This is a genomic window from Streptomyces sp. NPDC127177 (assembly GCF_042672475.1).
Classification (GTDB): domain Bacteria; phylum Actinomycetota; class Actinomycetes; order Streptomycetales; family Streptomycetaceae; genus Streptomyces.
In genome coordinates this window covers 90,155-112,594 of record NZ_JBHXUW010000022.1, presented here as the reverse complement: position 1 = coordinate 112,594, position 22,440 = coordinate 90,155, and the positions used below count along the sequence as shown (strand labels likewise).

The 22,440-nt window shown below is 69.7% G+C and carries 24 protein-coding genes and 1 riboswitch; of the genes, 10 read left to right on the top strand and 14 right to left on the bottom strand.

Translation table 11 applies throughout. The features are described 5' to 3' along the window. Positions 1–51: 51 nt before the first annotated feature. On the bottom strand, positions 52–1,530 hold the full coding sequence (locus ACFVJX_RS16305) for an FG-GAP and VCBS repeat-containing protein (protein WP_384124926.1): 1,479 nt from the start codon (positions 1,528–1,530) through the stop codon (positions 52–54). Between the two features lie 269 nt (positions 1,531–1,799). Further along, entirely contained in the window at positions 1,800–2,273 is a 474-nt protein-coding gene (locus tag ACFVJX_RS16300) for a MarR family winged helix-turn-helix transcriptional regulator (protein WP_384124758.1), read from the bottom strand. A gap of 81 nt (positions 2,274–2,354) precedes the next feature. Between ACFVJX_RS16300 and ACFVJX_RS16295 the strand changes: the two genes are divergently transcribed. Next, on the top strand, positions 2,355–3,293 hold the full coding sequence (locus ACFVJX_RS16295) for a zinc-binding alcohol dehydrogenase family protein (RefSeq protein WP_384124760.1): 939 nt from the start codon (positions 2,355–2,357) through the stop codon (positions 3,291–3,293). A 92-nt stretch (positions 3,294–3,385) separates the two neighbouring features. Here ACFVJX_RS16295 and ACFVJX_RS16290 read toward each other — a convergent pair whose 3' ends face one another. After that, positions 3,386–4,660: an MFS transporter gene (locus ACFVJX_RS16290; protein WP_384124928.1), complete on the bottom strand. Its 1,275-nt coding sequence runs from the start codon at positions 4,658–4,660 to the stop codon at positions 3,386–3,388. A gap of 17 nt (positions 4,661–4,677) precedes the next feature. Next, entirely contained in the window at positions 4,678–5,217 is a 540-nt protein-coding gene (locus tag ACFVJX_RS16285; protein ID WP_384124762.1) for an ArsR/SmtB family transcription factor, read from the bottom strand. Positions 5,218–5,450: 233 nt separating this feature from the next. Here ACFVJX_RS16285 and ACFVJX_RS16280 point away from each other — a divergent pair, with 233 nt between their 5' ends. After that, entirely contained in the window at positions 5,451–6,833 is a 1,383-nt protein-coding gene (locus ACFVJX_RS16280; RefSeq protein ID WP_384124764.1) for a serine hydrolase domain-containing protein, read from the top strand. 181 nt (positions 6,834–7,014) lie between these two features. Here the strand turns inward: ACFVJX_RS16280 and ACFVJX_RS16275 are convergent, their stop codons facing one another. The 3 genes from ACFVJX_RS16275 to ACFVJX_RS16265 are packed head-to-tail and all read right to left on the bottom strand — an operon-like array spanning position 7,015 to position 9,182. Further along, entirely contained in the window at positions 7,015–8,178 is a 1,164-nt protein-coding gene (locus ACFVJX_RS16275) for a winged helix DNA-binding domain-containing protein (protein WP_384124766.1), read from the bottom strand. Positions 8,179–8,224: 46 nt separating this feature from the next. Continuing rightward, the gene (locus ACFVJX_RS16270) at positions 8,225–8,677 is read right to left on the bottom strand and encodes a GNAT family N-acetyltransferase (protein ID WP_384124768.1); all 453 of its coding nucleotides are present in this window, start codon (positions 8,675–8,677) and stop codon (positions 8,225–8,227) included. Between the two features lie 46 nt (positions 8,678–8,723). Beyond that, complete coding sequence (locus ACFVJX_RS16265) at positions 8,724–9,182, bottom strand: MarR family winged helix-turn-helix transcriptional regulator (RefSeq protein ID WP_384124770.1); 459 nt, start codon at positions 9,180–9,182, stop codon at positions 8,724–8,726. A 139-nt stretch (positions 9,183–9,321) separates the two neighbouring features. Between ACFVJX_RS16265 and ACFVJX_RS16260 the strand changes: the two genes are divergently transcribed. The 3 genes from ACFVJX_RS16260 (at position 9,322) to ACFVJX_RS16250 (ending at position 11,744) form a co-directional block, all read left to right on the top strand. Next, entirely contained in the window at positions 9,322–10,533 is a 1,212-nt protein-coding gene (locus ACFVJX_RS16260; RefSeq protein WP_384124772.1) for an MFS transporter, read from the top strand. Between the two features lie 62 nt (positions 10,534–10,595). Further along, on the top strand, positions 10,596–11,030 hold the full coding sequence (locus tag ACFVJX_RS16255; RefSeq protein ID WP_384124774.1) for a heme-binding protein: 435 nt from the start codon (positions 10,596–10,598) through the stop codon (positions 11,028–11,030). Positions 11,031–11,114: 84 nt separating this feature from the next. Beyond that, complete coding sequence (locus ACFVJX_RS16250; protein ID WP_384124775.1) at positions 11,115–11,744, top strand: hypothetical protein; 630 nt, start codon at positions 11,115–11,117, stop codon at positions 11,742–11,744. Positions 11,745–11,796: 52 nt separating this feature from the next. Here ACFVJX_RS16250 and ACFVJX_RS16245 read toward each other — a convergent pair whose 3' ends face one another. The 6 genes from ACFVJX_RS16245 to ACFVJX_RS16220 form a co-directional block, all read right to left on the bottom strand. Beyond that, complete coding sequence (locus ACFVJX_RS16245) at positions 11,797–12,684, bottom strand: GNAT family N-acetyltransferase (protein WP_384124777.1); 888 nt, start codon at positions 12,682–12,684, stop codon at positions 11,797–11,799. 5 nt (positions 12,685–12,689) lie between these two features. After that, positions 12,690–13,217 (bottom strand): DUF2269 domain-containing protein, encoded by a 528-nt coding sequence (locus tag ACFVJX_RS16240; protein WP_384124778.1) that lies wholly within the window; start codon positions 13,215–13,217, stop codon positions 12,690–12,692. Positions 13,218–13,438: 221 nt separating this feature from the next. Then, positions 13,439–13,918 carry an NUDIX domain-containing protein gene (locus ACFVJX_RS16235; protein ID WP_384124780.1) on the bottom strand — a complete coding sequence of 160 codons (480 nt, stop codon included), beginning with the start codon at positions 13,916–13,918 and terminating at the stop codon, positions 13,439–13,441. 63 nt (positions 13,919–13,981) lie between these two features. Beyond that, positions 13,982–14,878, bottom strand: a complete 897-nt coding sequence (locus ACFVJX_RS16230; protein WP_384124782.1) for a LysR family transcriptional regulator — start codon at positions 14,876–14,878, stop codon at positions 13,982–13,984. Positions 14,879–15,096: 218 nt separating this feature from the next. Continuing rightward, complete coding sequence (locus ACFVJX_RS16225; protein ID WP_384124784.1) at positions 15,097–16,227, bottom strand: cystathionine gamma-lyase; 1,131 nt, start codon at positions 16,225–16,227, stop codon at positions 15,097–15,099. A 67-nt stretch (positions 16,228–16,294) separates the two neighbouring features. Continuing rightward, positions 16,295–16,672: a phage holin family protein gene (locus ACFVJX_RS16220; protein WP_384124786.1), complete on the bottom strand. Its 378-nt coding sequence runs from the start codon at positions 16,670–16,672 to the stop codon at positions 16,295–16,297. 68 nt (positions 16,673–16,740) lie between these two features. Between ACFVJX_RS16220 and ACFVJX_RS16215 the strand changes: the two genes are divergently transcribed. The 4 genes from ACFVJX_RS16215 to ACFVJX_RS16200 all read left to right on the top strand — a co-directional run bounded on the left by ACFVJX_RS16215 (position 16,741) and on the right by ACFVJX_RS16200 (position 18,973). Beyond that, on the top strand, positions 16,741–17,058 hold the full coding sequence (locus ACFVJX_RS16215; protein ID WP_384124788.1) for a cupin domain-containing protein: 318 nt from the start codon (positions 16,741–16,743) through the stop codon (positions 17,056–17,058). 151 nt (positions 17,059–17,209) lie between these two features. Then, entirely contained in the window at positions 17,210–17,425 is a 216-nt protein-coding gene (locus tag ACFVJX_RS16210; protein WP_384124790.1) for a DUF5326 family protein, read from the top strand. Between the two features lie 238 nt (positions 17,426–17,663). Further along, on the top strand, positions 17,664–18,434 hold the full coding sequence (locus ACFVJX_RS16205; protein WP_384124792.1) for an IclR family transcriptional regulator: 771 nt from the start codon (positions 17,664–17,666) through the stop codon (positions 18,432–18,434). Positions 18,435–18,535: 101 nt separating this feature from the next. Continuing rightward, on the top strand, positions 18,536–18,973 hold the full coding sequence (locus ACFVJX_RS16200; RefSeq protein WP_136320134.1) for an SsgA family sporulation/cell division regulator: 438 nt from the start codon (positions 18,536–18,538) through the stop codon (positions 18,971–18,973). 81 nt (positions 18,974–19,054) lie between these two features. Here ACFVJX_RS16200 and ACFVJX_RS16195 read toward each other — a convergent pair whose 3' ends face one another. Next, complete coding sequence (locus ACFVJX_RS16195; protein ID WP_384124794.1) at positions 19,055–20,401, bottom strand: YibE/F family protein; 1,347 nt, start codon at positions 20,399–20,401, stop codon at positions 19,055–19,057. Between the two features lie 70 nt (positions 20,402–20,471). Continuing rightward, positions 20,472–20,605: riboswitch (TPP riboswitch) on the top strand. On the opposite strand from ACFVJX_RS16195, the gene thiC reads away from it, so the two are divergent. Continuing rightward, positions 20,598–22,373, top strand: a complete 1,776-nt coding sequence (thiC, locus tag ACFVJX_RS16190; RefSeq protein WP_384124796.1) for a phosphomethylpyrimidine synthase ThiC — start codon at positions 20,598–20,600, stop codon at positions 22,371–22,373. It overlaps the preceding riboswitch by 8 nt. The last annotated feature ends 67 nt before the right edge of the window (positions 22,374–22,440 follow it).

Here is a 22,440-nt window from a genome sequence, read left to right as displayed (position 1 = left end):
GGTGCCGTTCCCTAGCCACGGAACGGCACCACCCCGCATTCATCGGGTACGTCAGCCGATGTTCGGGCCGTTGTCGTTGGACAGGTCCAGGCCGAAGCGGGCCTTGAGCACCGGGGCGCCCAGGTCGACCGGGTTGAAGGCGAACGCGCCCGTCGCGGTCAGCCCCGAGGAGGCGCCCCGCAGCGACCACACCGCACCGCCGTCCGCGACCGCGTCGAGGTCCTCGTCGGGGGCACCGGCCGCCAGGTCCGCCTTGCCGTCCTTGTTGATGTCGAGCAGCCGGACCGATCCACCGAAGTGGTCACCGGCCTCCGCCACGCCCGGCACCCCGGCCGAGTCCTGGTGGAAGGACTGCGAACCGGTACCGCTCAGTCCGCCGGGGCCGCCCTTCAGCAGCACCACCGCTCCGGCCCCCTTGGTCTTCTCGATGGCCTCGAAAGGCACACCCGCGACCAGGTCGGCGTAACCGTCGCCGTTGACGTCACCCGCGCTGAGCCGGGCGCCGAACTGGTCGCCCTTCTCGCTCACCCCGGGCACGCCCGCGGTGTCCTGGGTGATCGTCTTGGTCCGGGTGGTGCTCGGACCGGACGCGGAACCGTAGTAGATCTTGATGGTTCCGGGGTCCGTGGGCAGGTCCTCCGTGATGCCGTTGGGGATCACCCGGGTGGCAAGGTCGGCCTTGCCGTCCTTGTCGAAGTCACCGACCGCGGTGGCCGCGGCGCTCGGGAGCGCGGTCGAGGTCTTGGACAGGCCCTTCGGGGTGCCCAGCCACAGCTTGCCGCCCTCGGCGTGGTTCTCGTACACGAAGAACGTGCACAGGTCGTCGATGCCGTCGCCGTTGAAGTCGCCTGCCGCTGTGTTCGACATGGTGTTGTCCGTGTCGGACATGAAGATCCCCTGCTCGCGGGCCGGCGACCCGTCCCGGGCGAACGGCCCGTAGAGCACGCTGCGCTGCTGCCCATCGTCTCCGTGCAGCATCATCAGGTCCCTCGTACCGTCGCCGTCGAAGTCACCGGCGGTGAGGTTGTCTCCCACCTGGGTGTCAGAGAAAGTCGGCACGCGGGCCGCGCCCTGCCCGGTGATGCCCCCGGTGTTGCCCCACAGCATGATGACGGAGCCGTTGATGGCGGAGCCTTCGAACAGGAACCTTTCATGGGTGACCAGAGCGAGGTCGGTCAGCCCGTCGTGGTCGAGGTCCTCGGCGAACATCCGGTAGCCGAAGCCGTGATCGTCACCGGGCACGCCCGGTACGCCCGGGGTGTTCTGATCGATGACCGTGGTGTTCGCTGTCGTCAGGCCCTTGGCCGAGCCGTAGCTGACGGTGACGTAACCGGCCCAGGAATGGCCGGCCACCGTGGCGGCGGGGGCGGCGACGGCGAGGTCCTGATAGCCGTCTCCGTTGAAGTCCTCGCGCACGGTGGTGGCTGCTGTACCCCCGGCCGCGGCCGTACCCGCGGACGTGCCGCTGGGAGCTGCGACGGCCGTGCCGCCCGACAGTGCCGCGGCAGTACAGACGGCCATGGCCAGCATGGTGCGAATGCCCACAAAATCCTCCTTGGTCGCGTACGTGGAGCCAATGGCGTACGAGGTGTGAGGGCTCGCATGGGAGACACGTGTGACGGGGAGAAGGTTGCACGGCGAACGGGAGGTGAACTCTGGTGCTGAGCAAGGCAGTCGGGGCGGGCGTGCGGCGGTCCGCGCCCGTCCGGCCGTCAAGACCACTCCTCACGAAATCGCGTTCCCCGCGAGCCCGGCACGGGAGTGGGTGCCTCGCTGGTCTCCCGGGCGGGTCCGAGCCGCTATGCGCCGCTGCGGTCGCTTTCGGCGCAGGGCTCTTCCTGTTCGACCACGCGTACGAGGAGATCCATGAGCTGGGTCCGCTCGGCAGGCGTCAGTGAGGCCGTCAGCTCATCGTTCGCCTCGCGGCCCAGTTTCTCCGTCTGGAGCAGACGGCGTTCCCCGTCCGGGGACAGGGTGATGGCGTTCTTGCGACGGTCCTTGGCGTCCGGCGCGCGGGTCACGAGGCCGTCGTTCTGCAGGTCGTTGAGGATCGCGACCATGTCCTTGGGGTCGATGCTCAGGCTGCGGCCCAGCTCGGCCTGCGATACGGGTCCCAGCTCGGCGACGGCTGACAGGACGGCGTGGTGCATCATCCGCATGCCCGCCCGGGCGAGGGCCTCGGCGACGAGACGGTGCCCCCTGGCCGCTGCGCGGCCCAGGAGCCAGCTGGGGAGGGAGCGGATGCGGGCGGGGGCGCGGGTGGTCTCGGGCATGGGGACAGGCTAACCAGAAAACCATTGGGGTTCCCTACGATTTCCATTATCGTTGGTTCTCCCAATGATCTGGAGGTGGGCATGCGGCGGGTTCGTTTCTATGAGTACGGCGGTCCGGAGGTGCTCCGTGTCGAAGACGCGGAGGCCCCCGAGCCCGGGCCCGGGGAACTGCTGGTCCGCACGGAAGCCATCGGTGTGACGCTTCCCTCGGTGCGCAAGGTGCGCGGAGAGGGTGGCGGGACGCCGCTGCCGGGAGTCCTCGGAGGCGATGTCGCCGGGACGGTGATCGCGCTCGGTCCGGACGTGACGGATTTCGAGGTCGGCGACCGCGTCACCTCGCTCGTTTTCAGCGGCGGCTCGTACTCCGAGCTGGCGATCGCCCCCTGCTCCATGGCGAGCCGCATTCCGGACGGAGCGAGCGCCACCCAGGCCGTTGCGCTGGTACGCAGCGGACACGTCGCCCTCGCCGCCCTTGCCACGGCCCGCCCTCGTGCGAGCGAGTCGGTCCTGATCACGGGTGCCGCGAGCGGAGTGGGGCATCTCGCGGTCCAACTGGCCAAGCTCCAGGGGATCGGAAGGGTCGTCGCGGCCGTGAGCTCGCACACCAAGGCAGAGTTCCTCCGCGGGCTGGGCGCCGACGAGGTCGTGACCTACGACAGCCAGCGCTGGGGGGAGCCGGTCGACGTCGTCCTGGACGGGGTCGGCGGAGATCTGCTCCCACGCGCCGTCTCCGCACTCGCACCCGGCGGGCGGCTCGTCTTCTTCAACTCGGGTGGTGGCACCGTTCCCGCCTTCGACCTCCTGGCGGGATCGAAAACCATCACCGGGCTCACCATGGCGAGGTTCGTCGGCACTCACCGTGAGCTCTACGATCGGCACGGCGAGGAGCTGTGGGAGCTGGCCCTGTCCGGACGCCTGCGGCCGGTCGTCCATGCCCGGATTCCGCTGGCTGATGCGGCCCGGGCGCACGAGATCATCGAAGCCAGGGCCAACCTCGGCAAGGTCATCCTGCTGCCCTGACGGGGCAGTTCCCGCACGGGGAATCGCTTGCCGGTCGGCAACGTCACGCAGTCCAGTACCTCGGACCCTTCATGACGTCTCCCGGGAGAAGGTCACGGCAGTTCGGATGCCCCCTCCCGGTCGGGAGCCGAGGACTTCGGGTGAGCCGGGCCATCGGCCGAGGCAGCGCCACGCAGCGCCTCCTCGACCCGCCGGTTGCTTGTCATGGTCGCCGTGACGGCGGTCATGGCGAGGAGGAGGCAGGCGGCGGCGTAGAGCGGGGTGCGCAGGTCGTACGCGGTGGCCAGCCAGCCGCCGAGGAAGGCGCCGAACGGGGCTGCGCACATGGCGAGCATGCGGGAGGTGGAGGCGACCCGGCCCATCAGGTGCGCCGGGACGATCGCCTGCCGCAGGGAGGGTGCGAGCACCATCGTGGCGCCCATGCCCGCCCCGCACACGGCGAGCGCGAGGCCTGCCACATACGGATTCGGGGCGGCGGCAAGCCCCAGGATGGCAAGCCCCTCGACCGCGGCCGTGCAGGTCAGCGCGGTGCCGGTGCCGAGCCATCGGCCGAGGACGGAGGCGATGCCCGCGCCGAGCAGGCCACCGGTGGCCTCCGCCGTGAGGAGCAGACCGTAGCCGAAGGTCTCGATGCCGAGACGGTCGCGCGCGAAGAGGGCGAGCACGGTCTCCACGGCGAGGAAGGCCACGTTCCCGACCGCCGGACGGAGCGCGAGCCCGAGCAGCAACCGGTCCCGGAAGACGTACGAGGCCCCGGCCCGCGCCTGCCGGAGCAGCGACTCGCGGGCCTCCTGTACGGGTCTTGGCCCGGCGGGGAGCGAGCGTACGAGCAGTGCGGAGAGCGCGAACGACAACGCGTCGGCGAGCAGCGGCACCGCCCGCCCGAGCGCGAGCAACGCACTGCCGGCGGGCGGCCCCGCGAATCCGGAGGCGGCGGTCTGGGCGCCGCGCAGACGGGAGTTGGCACGGGCCAGGAGTGCTGGGTCGCGGCCGACCAGATTCGGCAGATAGGCCGTGGCGGCCGTGTCGAAGAAGAGACCGCCGAGGCCGAGCAGGAAGGCGACGGCCGCGAGCAGCAAAACGCTCAGCATGTCGAGCGCGGCGGCCGCCGCCGGTATCGCGAGCAGTAACGCACGCGCCGCGTCCGCGACCCACATCGTGCGCCTGCGGTCCCAGCGGTCCACCAGCGCACCGCCGAGCACCCCGAAGAGCAGCCACGGCAGCGTCCCGGCGGCCGTGACGACGGCGAGTGCCATCGGATCCCGCGTCAACGTCAACGCGAGCAGCGGCAGGGCGGCGTGCGTCACCCCGTCTCCGAGTGATGACACGGTTTGCGCGGTCCACAGTCGTCCGAACCCGGCCGGCAATTTCTGTGCTTCGACTGTCACTTGGAGCCCTCCTCGGCCTGCTCGCGCGGCGCGGGACGGAACAGCGCGAAGGCGAGCGACACGTCCGGCAGTGATGGATCGGACAGTTCCCGGTACTCGTCCGCCAGTGCCTCCAGCCGCGCCCCCAGCTCCGCGAACTGCTCCTCGGTGAGCCGCAGATGCGCCATCCGTACATGCCGCTCGCCGTCCACCGGCGCCGCTTCCAGGTCCGCCACGGCATTCCGCATCAGCACATCTGGCTGTCCCGGCCCCGGATCCGGCAGCACGATCGACCGCGCGGCCATCGCGTAGTACCGCTCGGTGACGCCCCGCACCTTCCGCGTCCGCACCACCTTCACCAGGCCGGCCCGTTCGAGGAGACGCACGTGATAGCTGGAACTCCCCTTCGCGAGGCCCACCCGCTCGGCGACTTGGGTAATCGTCGCCGGCTCGAAGCGGAGCACGGCCATGATCCGGTGGCGTGTGAGGTTGGAGACGGCGCGGAGCTGCGCGTCGGTGGTGACGTGAAGCGTCTCGGTTAGTTCGTCGGCAGGCATGCGCTCAATGGTCAACGACTCTTGACCATTGCGCAAGGGGTTTCGCGACGAGTGGCCCGGGTCCACTCCTGACAGACCTTCGACAACGGGCGTGCGGTGGGGCCACGGTGAACGCGCACCAGCGCGATCCGGCAGGTCAGGGAAGCCGCGATGCGGCAGGTCAGGGAAACCGTGATCCGGCAGGTCAGGGAAATGAGGTCGCTCCGGGCGGGTTCGGGCGGTACTTGTTGACGATGACTTCTCCCACTGAACAATTGCTTCCCGGTACGCAGCGCGCTCTGCTGCACCGCATCGCCACCGCCCAGGCCGATGGCCGCTCACCCTCACTGGTGGCCGCGGTGCGGCGGCAGGGGCAGGCCGTCTGGAACGGCTCCCGCAGCTGTGTCGACGGCCATGCCCCCGACGCGGACACCCAGTTCCGAATCGGCTCCCTCACCAAGACGTTCACCGCGGTGCTGGTCCTGCGGCTGCGCGACGAGGGCCTGCTGGATCTGGCCGATCCGCTGGAGAAGCACCTTCCCGGTACCGGGGCGGGGGACGTCACCATCTACCAACTCCTCGGCCACACCGCGGGGCTGGGCGCCGAGTCACCCGCACCCTGGTGGGAGCGGACGCCCGGCAGCCTGCGGCCCGAACTCGCCGATGTGCTCGGTGAGCAGCCCCGGATGCACCAGCCCGGCCGACGGCACCACTACTCCAACCCCGGCTACACGGTGCTGGGTTCGCTGATCGAGGCCCTGCGCGGAGTGCCCTGGGCGCAGGCGCTGCGGACAGAGGTCCTGGAGCCGCTGGGCATGCACCGGACGGGTCCGCAGCCAGAGGCGCCGCACGCCGGTGGCTGGGCTGTCCATCCGTGGGCGGACGTCATGCTGCCGGAGCCGGTCGAGGACCTCGGCCTGATGGCGCCGGCCGGTCAGCTGTGGTCCACCACGGCCGATCTCCTCCGTTTCGCGGCCTTCCTCGCCGAGGGGGACGACCGGGTGCTCCGCGCCACCTCGGTGGAGGAGATGAAGGCGCCTTCCGCGCCGCCGGAGCCGGGGGACTGGGAGGGCAACTACGGTCTGGGACTGCAGGTGGTACGCAGGAAGGGCCGGACACTCGTCGGGCACACCGGATCGCTCCCCGGGTTCCTGGCTGCACTGTGGTTCTGCGCCGAGGACGATGTGGCCGCCGTCGTGTTCGCCAACGCCACCTCGGGGCCGCCGATCGGGGAGGTGGCCGCAGAGCTCGTCGAGATCGTTGCCGAGGCCGAGCCCCGCATTCCGGAGCCGTGGCGGCCGCTGCCCGAGGTGGACGCCGAACTTCTTGCGCTGACCGGTCCCTGGTACTGGGGAACGCGTACCAACATCCTGCGTCTGACCCACGATCGAGGACTGGAGCTCCGTGGGCTCCGCGGTGACGGCCGTGGAGCCCGCTTCACCGCCCGGCCGGACGGGACCTGGATCGGACTGGACGGCTATTACGCGGGGGAGACGTTGCGGATCGTCCGGAACGGCGACGGCAGTGTGAACCATCTGGACCTGGGATCGTTCGTCTTCACCCGAGAGCCGTACGACCCCGCGGCGGACGTGCCGGGCGGGGTGGACGAGAACGGGTGGCGCGGGCTGGGGAGTTGATGGTCACGTTTCACGTGAAACGGGGCACCGGTTTTCCCGTGAAGTGGCGCACCGCTTGTTCCGCCTGAGGTGGCGCGCCGCGTGTTCGCCTGAGACGGTGCACCGCTTGTTTCGCCTGAGGCGGCGCGCCGCGTGTATCGCTTGTTCCGGGTGTTCCACGTGAAACGGGGCGCCAGGCCGGTCAGGACGTCAGCTCTCTTTCCAGCGGCGTGCGGAAGCGCGGGGTGATTCGGGCGTCGCCCACCCAGCCGGCCAGCCGGGATGCCTCCGCCTCGACAGCGGCGGTGGCGTCCCGGCCGGCGTCGGTCAGTAGTCGCCACACCGGCTCCCCGTCGGCGCGCTGTGCCCAGCCGCCGACGATGCGGCCGTTCCACCACACGGTGGGGCCGATATTGCCGGAGCGGTCGAAGAGGGCCGCCCGGTGCTCGACGGGCAGGTGGAAACCGCGGTCGGCCCAGCCCATGCCGCTCGGGTCGAGCGCGGGCAGCAGAGCCGCCCAGGGCCCCGGCGCCGGTTCGGGCGCCGTGTCTCCCGGTGCGACCCAGGCGGTCGAGCCGTCATCGAGCCGTACCTCCTCGGCTGCGACGGCCTCCAGCGCCCTGCGGACCTGACCGAGCCCCCAGCCCGTCCACCATCTGAGGTCGGCCTCGGAGGCGGGGCCGTACGAGCGGAGCCAGCGCAGGGCCAGTTCGGCCTGCGCCCCGGCTGTCGCGGGCACGCTCCGGGGCACGGCAGCCGTCCAGCGGAACTGGCTGGACGTCCAGGAGCCCCGGGGCCGGTCCCTGCGGATCAGACCCTCGGCGGCCAGTATGCGGATGACCCGGGAGGCCACTCCCTGGACGGCCTCGTACTTCTTGCCGGGGAAGACCGTGATCTTCGTGCGCAGGGCGGGGACGGCGGTGGAGAGCTCGCTGCCGGTCGCTGCCCCGCGGGCGGTCAGGGCCGCCAGGGTGGCTCTCTCGGTGTCGGCCAGCCAGCGCTCGTCCAGCCCCTTGCCGTCCTCCGCCAGGTGCTTCAGGAAGGTTCGGCGCTCCTTGGCCGCCACGGCACGTGCGTTGGACGCCTCTACCTGTGGGGCCAGGGCCTCCGACAGGGTGAAGAGGGTGTTGCGCATGGAGAGCAGCCGCACCAGCGAGACGTCCTCGTAGAGGGCCTTCTCCACCGCCGCGACGCCTGGTGTGCGGAGCCGGGCGCAGACGGACAGGAACACGGTGGCGGCGTCGGTGGCGTGCAGGGCGATGAGCGCGTCGGCCACGGCGACCGGGGACGTGACGCGCGCGTCGGGCGCCAGGAGATGACGCCTGGCGAGTCTGATGCGGCGCTGTTCGTCGCTGATGCGGTGCACGCTTGAACCCCTTGAGTCCGTGAACTCCTCGGCTGCCGAACCGCGTTCAGAGGGCGAGCTTGAAGCCCACGTGGCTGGCGACGAAGCCGAGGCGTTCGTAGAAACGATGCGCGTCGGTCCGGGTCGCGTCCGATGTCAGCTGTACCAACTGGCAGCCCTGGCGCCGGGATTCGTCCACGGCCCACTGGATCAGCCGGGTACCGAGTCCGCTGCCGCGCTCGTCCCTGTGGATACGGACGCCCTCGACGACTGAGCGGGTGGAGCCGCGTCGGGAGAGGCCGGGGATGACCGTCAGCTGGAGGGTGCCGACAACGCGGTCCGCGCGTACGGCGACCATCAGGTGCTGGTTCGGGTCCTCGTCCAGCCGCTGGAAGGCTGCGCGGTACGGGGTCAGGTCGTCCGGCGACTCGCGCGTGGCCCCAAGCGGGTCGTCGGCGAGCATGGCCACGATCTCGGGGAGGTCGTCGACGGCCGCAGCACGTATATCCAGATCGCTCATGGTCAGAAGCCTACGCAGCCGCTCCCGGAGGTGTGGCGGCAATCGGCTATACGGGGACCTTCAGCTCCTCGACCGCCCGCACGAGCGGGGCCAGCTCCGGATTCCTGGCGGCCTCGTCGAGTGCGGCGCGCAGCGCGGTGTCGTTGGTCGGCCTGGCCTCGGCGAGCAGGGCGAGTCCGGCCTCGGTGACATCGGTGTAGATGCCCCTGCGGTCGGTGTCGCAGAGGTACCGGGTCAGCAGACCGCGGTCCTCGAGGCGGGTGACCAGTCGGGTGGTGGCGCTCTGGCTGAGCACGACGGCGTCGGCGACCTGCTTCATCTGCAGATGTCCGCCCGGTCCGTTGTGCTGCCGGCTCAGGACGTCCAGCAGCGAGTACTCCCGCACGCTGAGGCCGTGCCCGCTCTGGAGGGCGCGCTCGATATGGGCCTCGATCTTCCCGTGGAGCAGGGAGAGCGCGCACCAGCCCTGGGAGAGGGCGGTAAGTGCTGGATCCGTCGCTGTCATGGTCTCTCCTCCGTGCCGGAGCTGCGTGCCTCCAGGATAGGCGACGTACGCAATAGCCCGCGCTTGCAATTAACCAGCGTCTGCAATTATTGTGGACGCTCGTAAGGCGCAGACGCAATCTTCAGGGAAGGTGAAACCCATGCCGCTCGCGCTCCTCGCCCTCGCCATCGGGGCATTCGGTATCGGAACGACCGAGTTCGTGATCATGGGGCTGCTCCCCGAGGTTGCTGCGGACTTCCAGGTCTCGATCCCCACCGCCGGGTTCCTCGTCACGGGCTACGCGCTCGGTGTCGTCCTCGGCGCCCCGCTGATGACCGTTCTCGGTACCCGGGTCACCCGCAAACGCATGCTGATGATCCTGATGGGGCTGTTCGTCGTCGGCAACGTCGTGTCCGCGACCGCGCCCGTCTTCGGTGTGATGCTCGCCGGCCGGGTCATCGCCTCGCTCGCCCACGGCGCGTTCTTCGGCATCGGATCGGTCGTGGCGGCCGATCTGGTCGCACCGCACAAGAAGGCCGGAGCGATCGCCATGATGTTCACCGGTCTCACCGTCGCCAACGTCGTCGGCGTCCCGCTCGGCACCTACATCGGGCAGAGCGTCGGCTGGCGGGCCACGTCCTTCGGCGTTGCAGCACTCGGTGTCATCGGCCTCGTCGGCGTGGCCAGGCTCGTCCCCGACCAGCCTCGCGCCGAGGGTGTCCGGCTCCGCCACGAACTGGCCGCGTTCCGCAATGTGCAGGTACTGCTCGCCATGGCGATGACGGTGCTCGGCTTCGGCGGAGTCTTCGCGGCGATCACCTACATCACGCCGATGATGACCGAGATCGCCGGCTACTCGGCCTCGTCGGTCACATGGCTGCTGGTCCTCTTCGGGCTCGGCATGGTCGGCGGCAACCTGCTCGGCGGCAAGTTCGCCGACCGGCACCTGATGCCGATGCTGTACGTGTCGCTGGGCGCGCTGGCCGTGGTGCTGTCGCTGTTCACCCTGACCGCCCACAACAAGATCGCGGCAGCCGTCACCATCGTGCTGATCGGCGGACTGGGCTTCGCTACCGTGCCCCCGCTGCAGAAGAGGGTGCTCGACCAGGCGGCGGGCGCCCCGACCCTCGCATCCGCCGTGAACATCGGCGCGTTCAACCTCGGTAACGCACTGTCGGCCTGGCTCGGCGGCATCGTCATCGCCGCTGGTCTCGGCTACACGGCGCCCAACTGGGTCGGCGCGGTCCTCGCCGCCTCCGCCCTGGTCCTTGCCGTGATCTCGAGCGCCCTGGAGCGCCGTACGGCGACCCGCAGCCGTCTCGTCGCCACCCACGTCCCGGAGCCGGCCGCCGTGACCGCGGCCCGGCACTGACCCTCCACCTCCCCCCCCACCAACGCAATGCGTCGCATGCACCGCACCAAGGAGACATCCCCATGAGTACCCTCACCTCCGTCGCCCCGCTCACCACGCAGGACGCGGGGGCACTCGTCGACGCGGCCCGTAGGGCTGCCGAGGCCGCAGGCGTCGCTGCGGCCGTCACGGTCCTCGACGCGGGAGGCCATCTGCTGGCCTTCCGCCGTGACGACCGGGCCGTTCTCATCGCAGGCGAGACCAGCACCCGCAAGGCCTACACGGCCCTTCAGCTCAACGCCCCCACGGCCGACCTGGTCGATGCCGTGCAGCCGGGCGGGCTCTTCCACACCCTGCCGACCGCGCTGGACCGGCCGCTGCTCTTCATCGCGGGTGGTGTCCCCGTCCACCGCGAGGGCCGGCTCATCGGCGCAGTGGGCGTCGGTGGCGGGGCACCCGAGCAGGACCACGGGTTCGCGACCGCGGCCGTGAACAGCCTCGCCGGGGACAGCGCCTGAGGCAGCCCCGCCTGATTCCATGCGCCCTGCGAGCCACGGTAATCCATTGGTGTCAGCTCCCGTGCGGCCGGAGAATCTCCGCACATGGGAGCTGACATCCATGGGTTCATCGAGTGCCGGTCCGGGTGGGCGGGGCCGGAAGAAACGTGGTCGGCGGCCGTCGATCTCGACCTGCTGTACCTGGGCCGGAACTACGACGCGTTCGGCTGTCTCTTCGGTGTGCGCAATCACGCGGGCTTCGCTCCACTCGCCGCGGAGCGCGGACTGCCCCAGCTGCTGTCCGAGACCGTGCGCACGGAGTTCGACGACTGGGGCGCCACCGCGCACAGCCCCAGCTGGATCGGCTGGGACGAACTGAAGTCTGTCGACTGGGACGAACCGGCCGAGACCACCGACCGGCGGATTCACGAGTACGAAGCGGCGAACGGCAGTTGGACCCTCGTCTCCAAGGCCGCCTGGAGCGCGCGCTTCGCCGCGGTGGCCGGTCTTCCGGTCGATCCCGCGACCGGCGCTGTCGACGGCTACGGCGCAGAGGCCTGGCCGGAGGGCACGGAGTGGCGGGACGGTGAGCGTCTCTACCGGGTGGAGCGGATGCTCCGGCGGGACGCCGTGCCCCCGGAGGGCGAGTGGAAGCCGGTGTGGTCCGTGATGGAGGCCCTGGCCGCCGTTCACGGTGACGAGAACGTCCGGCTCACCGTCTGGTTCGACAACTGACCCGGGGCTCGGCCCGGGGCTCGGCCCGCCCCAGGGCCGGCTCCTGGCGGCGTCAGCCCGTCGCCACGCTCAGCGGCGCGAAACGTTGCGTCCAGTCCCCCGGCTGCTGGTCCCCGAGGCTCATCACCGTGGTCTCGGAACCCGGTTCGAGGCCGCGTTCCCCGAGCCAGCCGAGTAGCTCCTCGTGGCGGGCGTCGATGTCGGCGCGCAGCGGCCTGTCGGTCGCCCCGGCCAGCGAGGCCACGAGCAGTTTCGCCGTGGCGGTGTCCCGCGCGATCAGCGGACCGACAACATGGCTGCCGGCGCTCGGCCAGAGCGCCGCGTAACCGACGATCTCCCCACCCTCCTCGGCCACCCGCAGATGGTCGGCGAAGGCCGGGAGACGTGTCAGCAGGTGTGTCCGGTCGAGACCGAAGGCCTCCGTGTCCAGCCGGAGCATGGCCTGCAGATCCCCGGCCGAGGCGGGACGGACGGTGATCCCCGGCCGAGCCGCCGCCTCCGGACCACCGGTCTCGGCAGCCGGCCGAAAACGCCCGCCCATCCGCTGCGCGCTGCCCACCGCGACGAACCCGAGCTTCTCGTAGAGAGGCCGGCCCGATGCCGTCGCGTAGAGGCTGAGAGGGGCGCCCCCGGTCGTCTCGATCGTCTTGTGCATGAGGTGCCGGGCGACCCCCTGACGGGCGTAGCGATCTGCGACCAGCATCATGCCGATGGCAGCCATGCGGGGACCGTAAGACGTCACCACACACGTCGCCATCAGCCCCTTGCCGTCGGGATCGTCGATACCGAACCCCGTTCCCGCCGCGAGGAGCAGCCCCCAGCGGTGCTCGTCGCGCGGCCAGCCGCGGTCCTCGCTGAGATCGGCGCAGGGGACCAGATCGTCCCGGGTGAGGCGCCGGACGGGCAGACCGGCGAGCGGGCGGGGCAGTGAGCTGGGCATGAGGGTCAGGCTGTCCGACGCAATGATCGCTCGTCCACCGCTTTAACGGATCTGGCCGAGACCCGCAGCCTGCGGCCTCGCCGGGTCGGCCCCCAAGGCTTCAGGACCGAGATGGCCGTGATGAAGAGATAGGTCGCCGTGGCCACCGACGGAGCGACCACCAGGTTGATGTCGGCCGTGCCGATCTTCGCGGCCTCGTCGATGGCGGGGCGCAAGGAGAGGATCGACAGCGCCGTTGTGATCAGGGTGAGCCAGAACTTCGTCCAGACCCAGCGGTGCCTGGCCAGCCCCCAGGGGGTGCCGAGTGCCAGAATCAGGCCGCTGATGAGGGAGAGCAGCGCGACCGGGACGACCAGCCAGTCACCGAAGATCTTCATGGCGCGGGTGGTGGCCTGGGCGGTGGCGGGGTCGCCGGTCACGAAGGCGGCGATGCCCAGTGCCAGCAGCCCGACGGTGAGCCCGAGCCAGCTGACGGATACCGCGACATGTGCGACGAGGATGCTTCGACGGGTGCGGCGCTTGAGTGGTTTCACGTGAAACACGGTGCCGGGAGCCGTCCGGCCGGTCATCTGCCGAGGGGAGTATCCGCCAGTACTGGCCTCGGCGTAGATGTACGGATGTACTGCCCTCGGCGTGGACGTACAGACGTACTCGCCTCGGTGCGGACGCACGGACGCACTGGCCCCGGCGTAGATGCACGGATGTACAGGACCCAGGCATGGATGCACGGGACCCAGGCGTGGATCAGCGTGGATCAGCCCAGGTCGGTCGCGTGCATTGCCCGGACGCCCTCGATGTTGCCGTCCAGGTAATGCCGCAGCGACAGCGGCACGAGATGCACGGCGGCGATCCCGACCCGGCTGAACGGCACCCGTACGACGTCGTACTCCCCGCAGGGGGCGTCGATCTCGGGCCCGTGGCGCAGCGACAGGTCCATCGAGTCGAGCCGGCAGACGAAGAAGTGCTGGACCTTGACGCCCTTCACTCCGCTGCTCTCGATGTGTTCCACGGTGTCGACGAAACAGGGGACCACATCGGTGATCTTGGCGCCGAGTTCCTCGTCCACCTCGCGGTGCAGGGCCTCGACGACGGTCGCGTCCTCGGGCTCGACCCCGCCCCCCGGTGTGAGCCAGTAGGGATCCACCCCCGGCTTGGTCCGCTTGATGAGGATGAGGTCGTTGCCGTCGAGCAGGATGGCGCGTGCGGTGCGCTTGACCACAGGACGTTCGGTCATGGCAAGAGAGTGGCCCGCTGGACCGCTTCTGAAACACCCGAGCGCTGCCGGACCGCTCTGCGGTCACCAGTCGGCCGCGGCACGCAGCAGCCACTCGTGTGCACGAGCGAGATGCGGCAGTGCGAGCGTGCCGGTCCGTGCGGCGAGGAAGTAGGTGCGCAGCGGTGGTACCGGAGGGTCCAGCAGTGCCACCACCTCCCCTCGCTCCAGGGCGCCCTCGCAGAGGTAGCGGGGCAGCACGGCCAGCCCGGCGCCCGCCGCCGTGCACTCCAGGACCGCCCGGAGATCCGGTGCGATGACGGCACCGGCCGCCGCGGGCCGGCTGTCGAAGACCGCGGCCCAGTACCGGGAGACCAGCGGCAGGCTCTCGTGCACCTCCACCACCGGCAGCTGCTCCAGGACGACCGGGCCGTTGCGCCGAAGCGTGCCGGGGCCGAGGCGCCCGGCCCAGCGGGGCGCGGCGACCAGCACGTGTTCCTCGTCGCAGAGCGGTGTCGCGGTGAGCAGTCCGCCGCGCGGGCGGGCCGTCACGATCGCCAGGTCGTGGTGTCCGGCGGCCAGGCCGTCCAGTGTCTCGTCGGTGTCCGCCGAGAACGAGCTGCGCAGGGCGAGGCCCTGGGTGATCAGCGGGGTGAGCGCGGGCAGGGCCCGTAGCGAGGTGAATTCCGGCGGGCCGGCCAGATGCAGCGTCCGAACGCCCGACTCCTCGTCGAGCTCCGTCTCGGCGATCTCCACCAGCGCGTCCAGATGGGGAGCGGCCCGGTGCGCGAGTTCGTCCCCGATGGTCGTGGGGGTCACACCGCGGGCCCGGCGCAGGAAGAGCGGGCGGCCCAGCTGCCGCTCCAGCGTGCGTATCTGCGAGGTCACGGCGGGCTGCGAGAGACCCAGAAGGGCTGCGGCCCGGGTGAACGAACCGGCGCGGTGCACGGTGACGAACGTGCGCAGCAGGGCCAGGTCCATGCCCCGTCCCCTCCCGCCGTCGCGACGTGTCGGACCCGGGCAACCATAAATATGTCGATAGGTCTCTGTCGCTACTGTGATTGGACACTGACGCAGAGTCAACTAGCCTTGTCGAGGCGGTTCTTCGCCGGGAGAAAGCGGAGGGCCGGGACGGTCCGAGCCACGAGGGGGGAGGCTCGGGCCGTCCGTACCGAATCCGTCGGTGCCGGTACGGCCGCTCAGCTGCCGGTTACCGCCTCGGTCAGCGCCCGTTCCACATCGGCCACCAGGTCCTCCGGGTTCTCGGCGCCGACCGAGAAGCGGATGAAGCCTTCCGGCACGGCGTCGCCGCCCCAGCGGGCCCGGCGCTCGGCCGTGGAGCGCACCCCGCCGAAGCTGGTGGCGTCCTCCGCCAGCCGGAGTGACGAGAGGAAGCGCTCGGCGGTCCCCCGGTCCGCCAGTACGAACGACACCACGGAGCCGAAGCGCCGCATCTGCCGCACGGCCGTCGGATGTGAGGGGTCGGCGGGCAGGCCGGGGTAGCGCAGCCCGGTCACCTCCTCACGCTCGGAGAGCGCCTCGGCCAGAGCGAGGGCGTTCGCGCACTGCCGCTCGATCCGCAGCTCCAGGGTGGCCAGGGAGCGGTGCGCGAGCCAGGCCTCCATGGGCCCCGGGATCGCGCCGACGACCTTGCGCCAGCGCCGCACACCCGCCGCCAGCTCGGGATCGAGGCAGGCCACATGGCCGAGCAGGATGTCACCGTGCCCGGTCATGCCCTTGGTGTCACTGGCCACCGAGAAGTCGGCGCCCAGCTCCAGCGGGCGCTGGCCGAGCGGGGTGGCGAGTGTGTTGTCCACCGCCACCAGCGTCCCGCCCGCGTGTGCCGCATCGACGAGCCGCCGCACGTCACAGACGTCGAGTCCGGGATTGGACGGGGTCTCGATCCACAGGAGCCTGGCGCCCTCCAGGGCGGACAGCTGGGCATCACCCCCGGTCGGCGCGGTCCGCACCTCCACCCCGTAGGCCTCCAGCTGCGCCCGCGCCAACGGGAGCGCCTGGTATCCGTCGTCGGGCAGCACGATCACGTCACCGCTGCGCGCCTGGGCCAGCAGTACGGCCGAGATCGCTGCCATTCCGGAGGCGAAGACCGTGGTCTCGACCCTCTGGCCCGGTGCTTCGAGCTCGCCGATCGCCCGTTCCAGATGGGTCCAGGTCGGATTGGTCTCGCGGCCGTACGTATAGGGGCCGGTCGGTTCGCCGGAGAGGTGGAAGTGCGCGGCGAAGACCGGACCGGGGAGAGTCGGTTCGTACTGCTCCGGTTCCGGAAGGCCGGCACGTACCGCGCGGGTTCCGTCGCCCATGGTGCTCATACTGGGTCCTCGCTTCTCTCCCCGGTCTGCCACCGGTCCTGCCTGCACTGTTCCAGGTACGCGCGGGTCAGTCCTCGTCGGGCAGGACGACGTTCAGCGCCCAGGACACGATGGAGATGATCAGTCCGCCGAGGACGGCGGTCCAGAAGCCGTCGACATGGAAGCTCAGGTCGAGCTTGTCGGCGAGCCAGGAGGTCAGCATCAGCATCAGCGCGTTCACCACCAGGGTGAACAGCCCCAGGGTGAGGATGAAGAGGGGCAGCGTGAGCAGCTTCAGTACGGGCTTCACAAGGAAATTGACCAGGCCGAAGAGCAAAGCGACCAGGATCAGGGTCAGTACCTTGCGGCCGGTGCTGCCGCCGGTCAGCGTGATGTCGTGGAGCAGCCAGATGGCCACTGCCAGCGCACCCGCGTTGGCGATCGTCTTGACTACGAAATTCTTCATGTGTCTGATCGTGGCAGACATGATCGGTGGCGGACACCGGCTGGGCAGAGGCAAGGGGCGGACGGGCCATGAAGGCATTCAGACTGGACGAACTGGAGGCGGAACGGGCCGCCAACGACGGCGCGTATCTGCAGTTCGTGCGCGAACGGAACATGTCTGTCGGCCTGTACGCGCTGGATGCCGGTGAGCTCGATCCGCAGCAGCCGCACAAACAGGACGAGGTCTACCTCGTCGTCAGCGGACGCGCGTCGATCACCGTCGGCATGGAAACGACGCAGGTGGGCAGAGGAAGTGTCGTGTATGTACCTGCCGGCACGGCGCACAAGTTCCACCACGTCACCGAGGACCTCCGGGTGATGGTGGTCTTCTCGCCGCCCGAGGGCTGAGGGGCCCGAGGCCCGAGCCGCCCGGAGGGTGAGCCGCCTCTCGGGGATCCCTAGGGGATCGATCAGGGGAGTTCAAGGGCTCCGGAGGCCCTTCGACCGCCCCGGCCCCTCTAGCATCGAAGCAGGAACTCACAGAGACGAGGTAAGGACGATGGCCGTGCGGGAGATATTCGCGGGAATGCCCTGGTGGGTGAAGTGGATCGCGGTGCCCGTCATCGCGATCGTCGTCTTCGGCGGACTGATCGCCAGCATCGTCGGCTTCGTGATCGGCCTGCTCTTCAAGGTTCTGATCTTCGTGATCCTGGTCGGCGGGGTCGTCTTCCTCGTGCGCAAGTTCATGTCGTCCTCCTCGGGCGGCGGCTGGTAACCGCACGACCGGCCGGACGGTTAGCCCAGCAGAGCGAAGCGGAAGACGAAACGGCGCCCCCTCGGGACGCTGCCGATACAGTGGAATTCGCTGTCGCCGCCTGGGAAAACCCCCGTCAGTAACCACCTGACCAGTGGTTTGCGCGGCATCCGGCCTCCGGACCCGGGCCTGCGGCAGACATGTGGGGGCGGCCTCCACAGGCGGGCTGACCGCCCGTCACCATGCCTGGGGGTGACCGTTGACCACGGCATCGAGTACCGCTGTACCGACGTTGATCGGATCGGTGCAGCGGGCGCTGAGGCTGCTGGAGGCCGTGGGCGCCCATCGCGACGGGGCCCCGGCCAAACAGCTCGCACGGGAGGCCGGACTTCCGCTGCCCACCGCCTACCACCTGCTGCGCACCTTGACCCATGAGGGATACCTGCGCCGGGAGAACGGCGTCTTCCTCTTCGGCGCCGCAGCCGAACGGCTGATGGACGACGGCGCTCTGCACAACCGGCGCAGCCGGATGACCCAGTCCCTGGGCCGCTGGCGGGACATCATCGGAGCCCCGGTGTACTGCGCCGTCTACCGGGACGGTGAGATCGAACTCGTCGCGGTGGCCGACACCCCCGCGGCGCCCGCGGTGGACGAATGGGCCGCTTTCCGCGAGACCGGCCACGCCCACGCGATCGGCCTGTGCCTGCTGAGCCAGCTCGACGAGAAGGCCCGCGAGGACCACCTGGACCGGCATCCGGTGCGACCGCTGACCCGGTACTCCGTACGCGACCGTCCGGCGCTCCTTGAACGGCTGCGATCACTGGAACGAACGGAACCCGTCGTCGAGCGCCAGGAGTACGCGCTGGGGACGGTCTGCGCGGCCATCCCGATCGCGGCCGGTTTCGCCGCCGCGGCGATGGCCATTTCGGTACCCCTCGAACAAGAAGACCGGTTGCTCCCCGCAGTCGAACGACTACGTGGCGAAGTGGCCAGCCTCTTGCGTTCGTTCGTGTTCTCTATCAGTATCTGAAAAATCACTCCTTGTGATCTGCTATCGCGTGCACCACGATGGCGTCAATAGGGCCATGGGGGATCATTCCTGGCCAGATTCATCTACTGCGGGGTTGAACGATGCGTGAGTCGGTTCAAGCTGAGGTCATGATGAGCTTCCTCGTCTCCGAGGAGCTCTCTTTCCGTATCCCGGTGGAGCTCCGGTACGAAGTGTGCGATCCGTACGCGATCCGGATGACCTTCCATCTGCCCGGCGACGCCCCCGTCACCTGGGCTTTCGGCCGTGAGCTGCTGCTCGACGGCCTCAACAGCCCCAGTGGCGACGGCGACGTGCACATCGGGCCGACCGAGCCCGAAGGGCTGTCCGACGTCCACATCCGGCTGCAGGTGGGGGCGGACCGCGCTCTCTTCAGGGCCGGTACGGCGCCACTTGTGGCGTTTCTCGACCGGACGGACAAACTCGTCCCACTCGGCCAGGAGTGCACGCTGGGTGACTTCGACGGCAATCTGGAAGAAGCATTGGGGCGAATTCTGGCCGAGGAACAGAACGCCGGCTGAAGGCACCCCACGCCCGGGCCCCGGTTGCCGGTCGAACACCACACCTGCCGAACGGGTGAATCACGCTCCGTGTGCAACCGTTCAGGACCTCGCCCGTCGGCGGCGTCCCCTGCCGCTCCGTACGGGTGCCGAAGCCCCGGCTTCCGCGCCGAGCCCCGTACGGTCCGCGGAGACGACCAACGCCGCGAGTGCGGTGGTCACCGGCACCGAGGCGACCAGCCCGATCGAGCCGACCAGCGTACGCACGATCTCCTCCGCCACCAGTTCGCTGTTGGCCACCGTCCCCACGCTGCTCTGGGCGATCGAGAACAGCAGCAGCAGCGGAAGCGCGGCACCCGCATAGGCCAGCACGAGGGTGTTGACCACTGAGGCGATGTGGTCGCGTCCGATTCTGATCCCTGCCCGGTAGAGCTGCCTCGCATGCATCGTCGGATCCGCCTGGTGCAGTTCCCAGACCGCCGACGTCTGGGTGACCGTCACATCGTCGAGCACCCCCAGGGAACCGATGATGACGCCGGCCAGAAGCAGGCCGCTCATGTCGATGTGCGGATACAGACCGTGGATCAGGCCGGTGCTGTCGTCGGTGTTCCCGCTCAGGCTCGCCCAGCCGATGAAGAGCGAGCCGAGCAGCCCGATCAGCAGCAGCGAGATGAGGGTGCCGAGAACGGCGACCGAGGTGCGGGCGGTCAGCCCGTGGCAGATGTAGAGGGCGATCAGCATGATGGCGCTGGCCCCGACGACCGCCACCAGCAGCGGATTCGATCCCTGCAGGATGGCCGGGAGGATGAACAGGGTCAGCACGGCGAACGACAGGGCGAGCGCCACCAGTGCCATGACCCCGCGCAGCCTGCCCACGACGACCACCGCCACGGCGAAGATCCCGGCCAGCAGCGCCATCGGGAACTTCCGGTTCACATCCGTCACGGAGTACTGGAGGTCGTGGGGTGCGTCGGGGGCGTAGGCGACCACCACCCCCTGCCCCTCCCGCAGCTGTCGCGGTGCGTCGGGCTGGACCACCTCGATGAAGGTGCGCCCCTTGTCCTTGCCGCTCGTGACTTCGACCCGGGCCTTCTCACAGAGGCCGGCCCCGCCGTCACCGGCGGCCGGGTCTCCCGTCGGCGGGGTGGTCTCACCGCTGGTGGGCAGCTGTGCGGCGTTCACGTCCTTGCAGTCGACCTTGTCGATGTTCACCACCTTCGCCTGCTGGGTCTGCCGGTCGAAGCCGACACCTGTGCGTTCGTGCGCCGGCGCACCACCGGGCCAGAGCACCACGAGCCCGACCACGACCGCGGCCGCGAACGGGATCAGCACGGCGGCGATCACCCGGCGCAGATGGGTGGAGACCGGCGCTGCGGGACCATGGCTGTGGCTGTGCGAGTGGGTGTGCTGAGGACCCGGCTGCGCGGGGTCGCTATGAGGGGACGTCACCGGCCGATCATCGCAAGAAGAACGAGGCCCTCTGTTCAGCACACCGGCGAGGACGTTAGCGTGGTGGCACCTTTGCACACGCGGGAGCTCGGAGCACCGGGCTGAGAGGGCGCTGATCTCCGTACGTCCGTACGGGACATGCTGCGCCGACCGCCGAACCTGTTACCGGGTAATGCCGGCGTAGGGAGTAGGTCTCATGACCACAGCGGACGCACGCACGCCTGCCTCCAATCAGAGCGACGAGGCCGGGAAGTCCATCGGCTGGCACAAGGGATACGTCCAGGGCTCGCGCCCGGACCTCCGGGTGCCGGTCCGTCAGGTGCACCTCACCAACGGCAAGGACGTGACGCTGTACGACACGTCGGGGCCGTACACCGATCCCGTCATCGACACCGACGTTCGCCGCGGACTCGCACCTCTGCGGGAGAACTGGATCACGGCACGCGGCGACACCGAGGAGTACGCCGGCCGCGCCGCGCGTCCCGAGGACGACGGGCTCAAGCACACCTCACCGCGCGGGGGACTGCGCAATCTGGACGCGGTCTTCCCCGGCCGTCCGCGCCGGCCGAGGCGCAGCCGGGACGGCAGCCCCGTCACACAGCTCGCGTACGCCCGCCGGGGCGAGATCACCCCGGAGATGGAGTACGTGGCGATCCGGGAGAACGTCGCGCCCGAGGTGGTCCGCGGGGAGATCGCCGCGGGCCGGGCCGTGCTGCCGGCCAACGTCAACCACCCGGAGACCGAGCCGATGATCATCGGCAAGCGGTTCCTGGTGAAGGTGAACGCCAACATCGGCAACTCCGCGGTGACGTCCTCCATCGAGGAGGAGGTGGACAAGATGACCTGGGCGACCAAGTGGGGCGCCGACACGGTGATGGACCTTTCCACCGGCCGCAACATTCACACCACCCGTGAGTGGGTTCTGCGCAACTCGCCCGTACCGATCGGCACCGTGCCCCTCTACCAGGCCCTAGAGAAGGTCGACGGCAGGGCGGAGGAGCTGACCTGGGAGATCTACAAGGACACCGTCATCGAGCAGGCCGAGCAGGGCGTCGACTACATGACGGTCCACGCCGGCGTGCGCCTGCCGTACGTGCCGCTGACGGCCCGCCGCAAGACCGGCATCGTCTCCCGGGGCGGCTCGATCATGGCCGCGTGGTGCCTCGCGCACCACAAGGAGTCGTTCCTGTACGAGCACTTCGAGGAGCTCTGCACGATCCTCGCCTCGTACGACGTGACGTACTCCCTGGGCGACGGGCTGCGCCCCGGATCGATCGCGGACGCCAACGACGAGGCGCAGTTCGCCGAACTGCGGACGCTCGGCGAACTGAACACGGTCGCCAAGCGCTTCGGGGTCCAGACGATGATCGAGGGCCCGGGACACGTCCCGATGCACAAGATCAAGGAGAACATCGACCTCCAGCAGGAGATCTGCGAGGAGGCGCCGTTCTACACGCTCGGCCCGCTGACCACCGATGTCGCCCCGGCGTACGACCACATCACCTCCGGTATCGGCGCCGCGATGATCGCCTGGTGGGGGACGGCGATGCTCTGTTACGTGACGCCCAAGGAGCACCTCGGCCTGCCCAACCGGGACGACGTGAAGACCGGGGTCATCACGCACAAGATCGCGGCGCACGCGGCGGACCTCGCCAAGGGGCATCCGGGGGCGCAGGAGTGGGACGACGCGCTCTCGGACGCCCGGTTCGAGTTCCGGTGGGAGGACCAGTTCAATCTGGCGCTCGACCCGGACACGGCGCGGGAGTTCCACGACGAGACGCTGCCGGCCGAGCCGGCGAAGACGGCGCACTTCTGCTCGATGTGCGGGCCGAAGTTCTGCTCGATGAAGATCTCGCACGACATCCGGCGTGAGCACGGCGGTTCGCAGTCGGAGATCGAGGCGGGCATGGCGGAGAAGTCGAAGGAGTTCGCGGCCGCGGGCAACCGGGTCTATCTGCCGATCGCGAACTGATTCCCGGCGGGGGCGTCGTGCCGGCGGTCTCGCACCGGCCGGTACGACGCGCCCCGTCTTCCCGGAG

Bases quoted from the DNA above. Each gene is read 5' to 3' on its own strand.
- ACFVJX_RS16305 (WP_384124926.1), bottom strand. From the start codon at position 1,530: ATGCTGGCCATGGCCGTCTGTACTGCCGCGGCACTGTCGGGCGGCACG.
- ACFVJX_RS16300 (WP_384124758.1), bottom strand. From the start codon at position 2,273: ATGCCCGAGACCACCCGCGCCCCCGCCCGCATCCGCTCCCTCCCCAGC.
- ACFVJX_RS16295 (WP_384124760.1), top strand. From the start codon at position 2,355: ATGCGGCGGGTTCGTTTCTATGAGTACGGCGGTCCGGAGGTGCTCCGT.
- ACFVJX_RS16285 (WP_384124762.1), bottom strand. From the start codon at position 5,217: ATGCCTGCCGACGAACTAACCGAGACGCTTCACGTCACCACCGACGCG.
- ACFVJX_RS16280 (WP_384124764.1), top strand. From the start codon at position 5,451: ATGACTTCTCCCACTGAACAATTGCTTCCCGGTACGCAGCGCGCTCTG.
- ACFVJX_RS16270 (WP_384124768.1), bottom strand. From the start codon at position 8,677: ATGAGCGATCTGGATATACGTGCTGCGGCCGTCGACGACCTCCCCGAG.
- ACFVJX_RS16265 (WP_384124770.1), bottom strand. From the start codon at position 9,182: ATGACAGCGACGGATCCAGCACTTACCGCCCTCTCCCAGGGCTGGTGC.
- ACFVJX_RS16260 (WP_384124772.1), top strand. From the start codon at position 9,322: ATGCCGCTCGCGCTCCTCGCCCTCGCCATCGGGGCATTCGGTATCGGA.
- ACFVJX_RS16255 (WP_384124774.1), top strand. From the start codon at position 10,596: ATGAGTACCCTCACCTCCGTCGCCCCGCTCACCACGCAGGACGCGGGG.
- ACFVJX_RS16250 (WP_384124775.1), top strand. From the start codon at position 11,115: ATGGGAGCTGACATCCATGGGTTCATCGAGTGCCGGTCCGGGTGGGCG.
- ACFVJX_RS16245 (WP_384124777.1), bottom strand. From the start codon at position 12,684: ATGCCCAGCTCACTGCCCCGCCCGCTCGCCGGTCTGCCCGTCCGGCGC.
- ACFVJX_RS16235 (WP_384124780.1), bottom strand. From the start codon at position 13,918: ATGACCGAACGTCCTGTGGTCAAGCGCACCGCACGCGCCATCCTGCTC.
- ACFVJX_RS16230 (WP_384124782.1), bottom strand. From the start codon at position 14,878: ATGGACCTGGCCCTGCTGCGCACGTTCGTCACCGTGCACCGCGCCGGT.
- ACFVJX_RS16225 (WP_384124784.1), bottom strand. From the start codon at position 16,227: ATGAGCACCATGGGCGACGGAACCCGCGCGGTACGTGCCGGCCTTCCG.
- ACFVJX_RS16220 (WP_384124786.1), bottom strand. From the start codon at position 16,672: ATGAAGAATTTCGTAGTCAAGACGATCGCCAACGCGGGTGCGCTGGCA.
- ACFVJX_RS16215 (WP_384124788.1), top strand. From the start codon at position 16,741: ATGAAGGCATTCAGACTGGACGAACTGGAGGCGGAACGGGCCGCCAAC.
- ACFVJX_RS16210 (WP_384124790.1), top strand. From the start codon at position 17,210: ATGGCCGTGCGGGAGATATTCGCGGGAATGCCCTGGTGGGTGAAGTGG.
- ACFVJX_RS16200 (WP_136320134.1), top strand. From the start codon at position 18,536: ATGCGTGAGTCGGTTCAAGCTGAGGTCATGATGAGCTTCCTCGTCTCC.
- thiC (WP_384124796.1), top strand. From the start codon at position 20,598: ATGACCACAGCGGACGCACGCACGCCTGCCTCCAATCAGAGCGACGAG.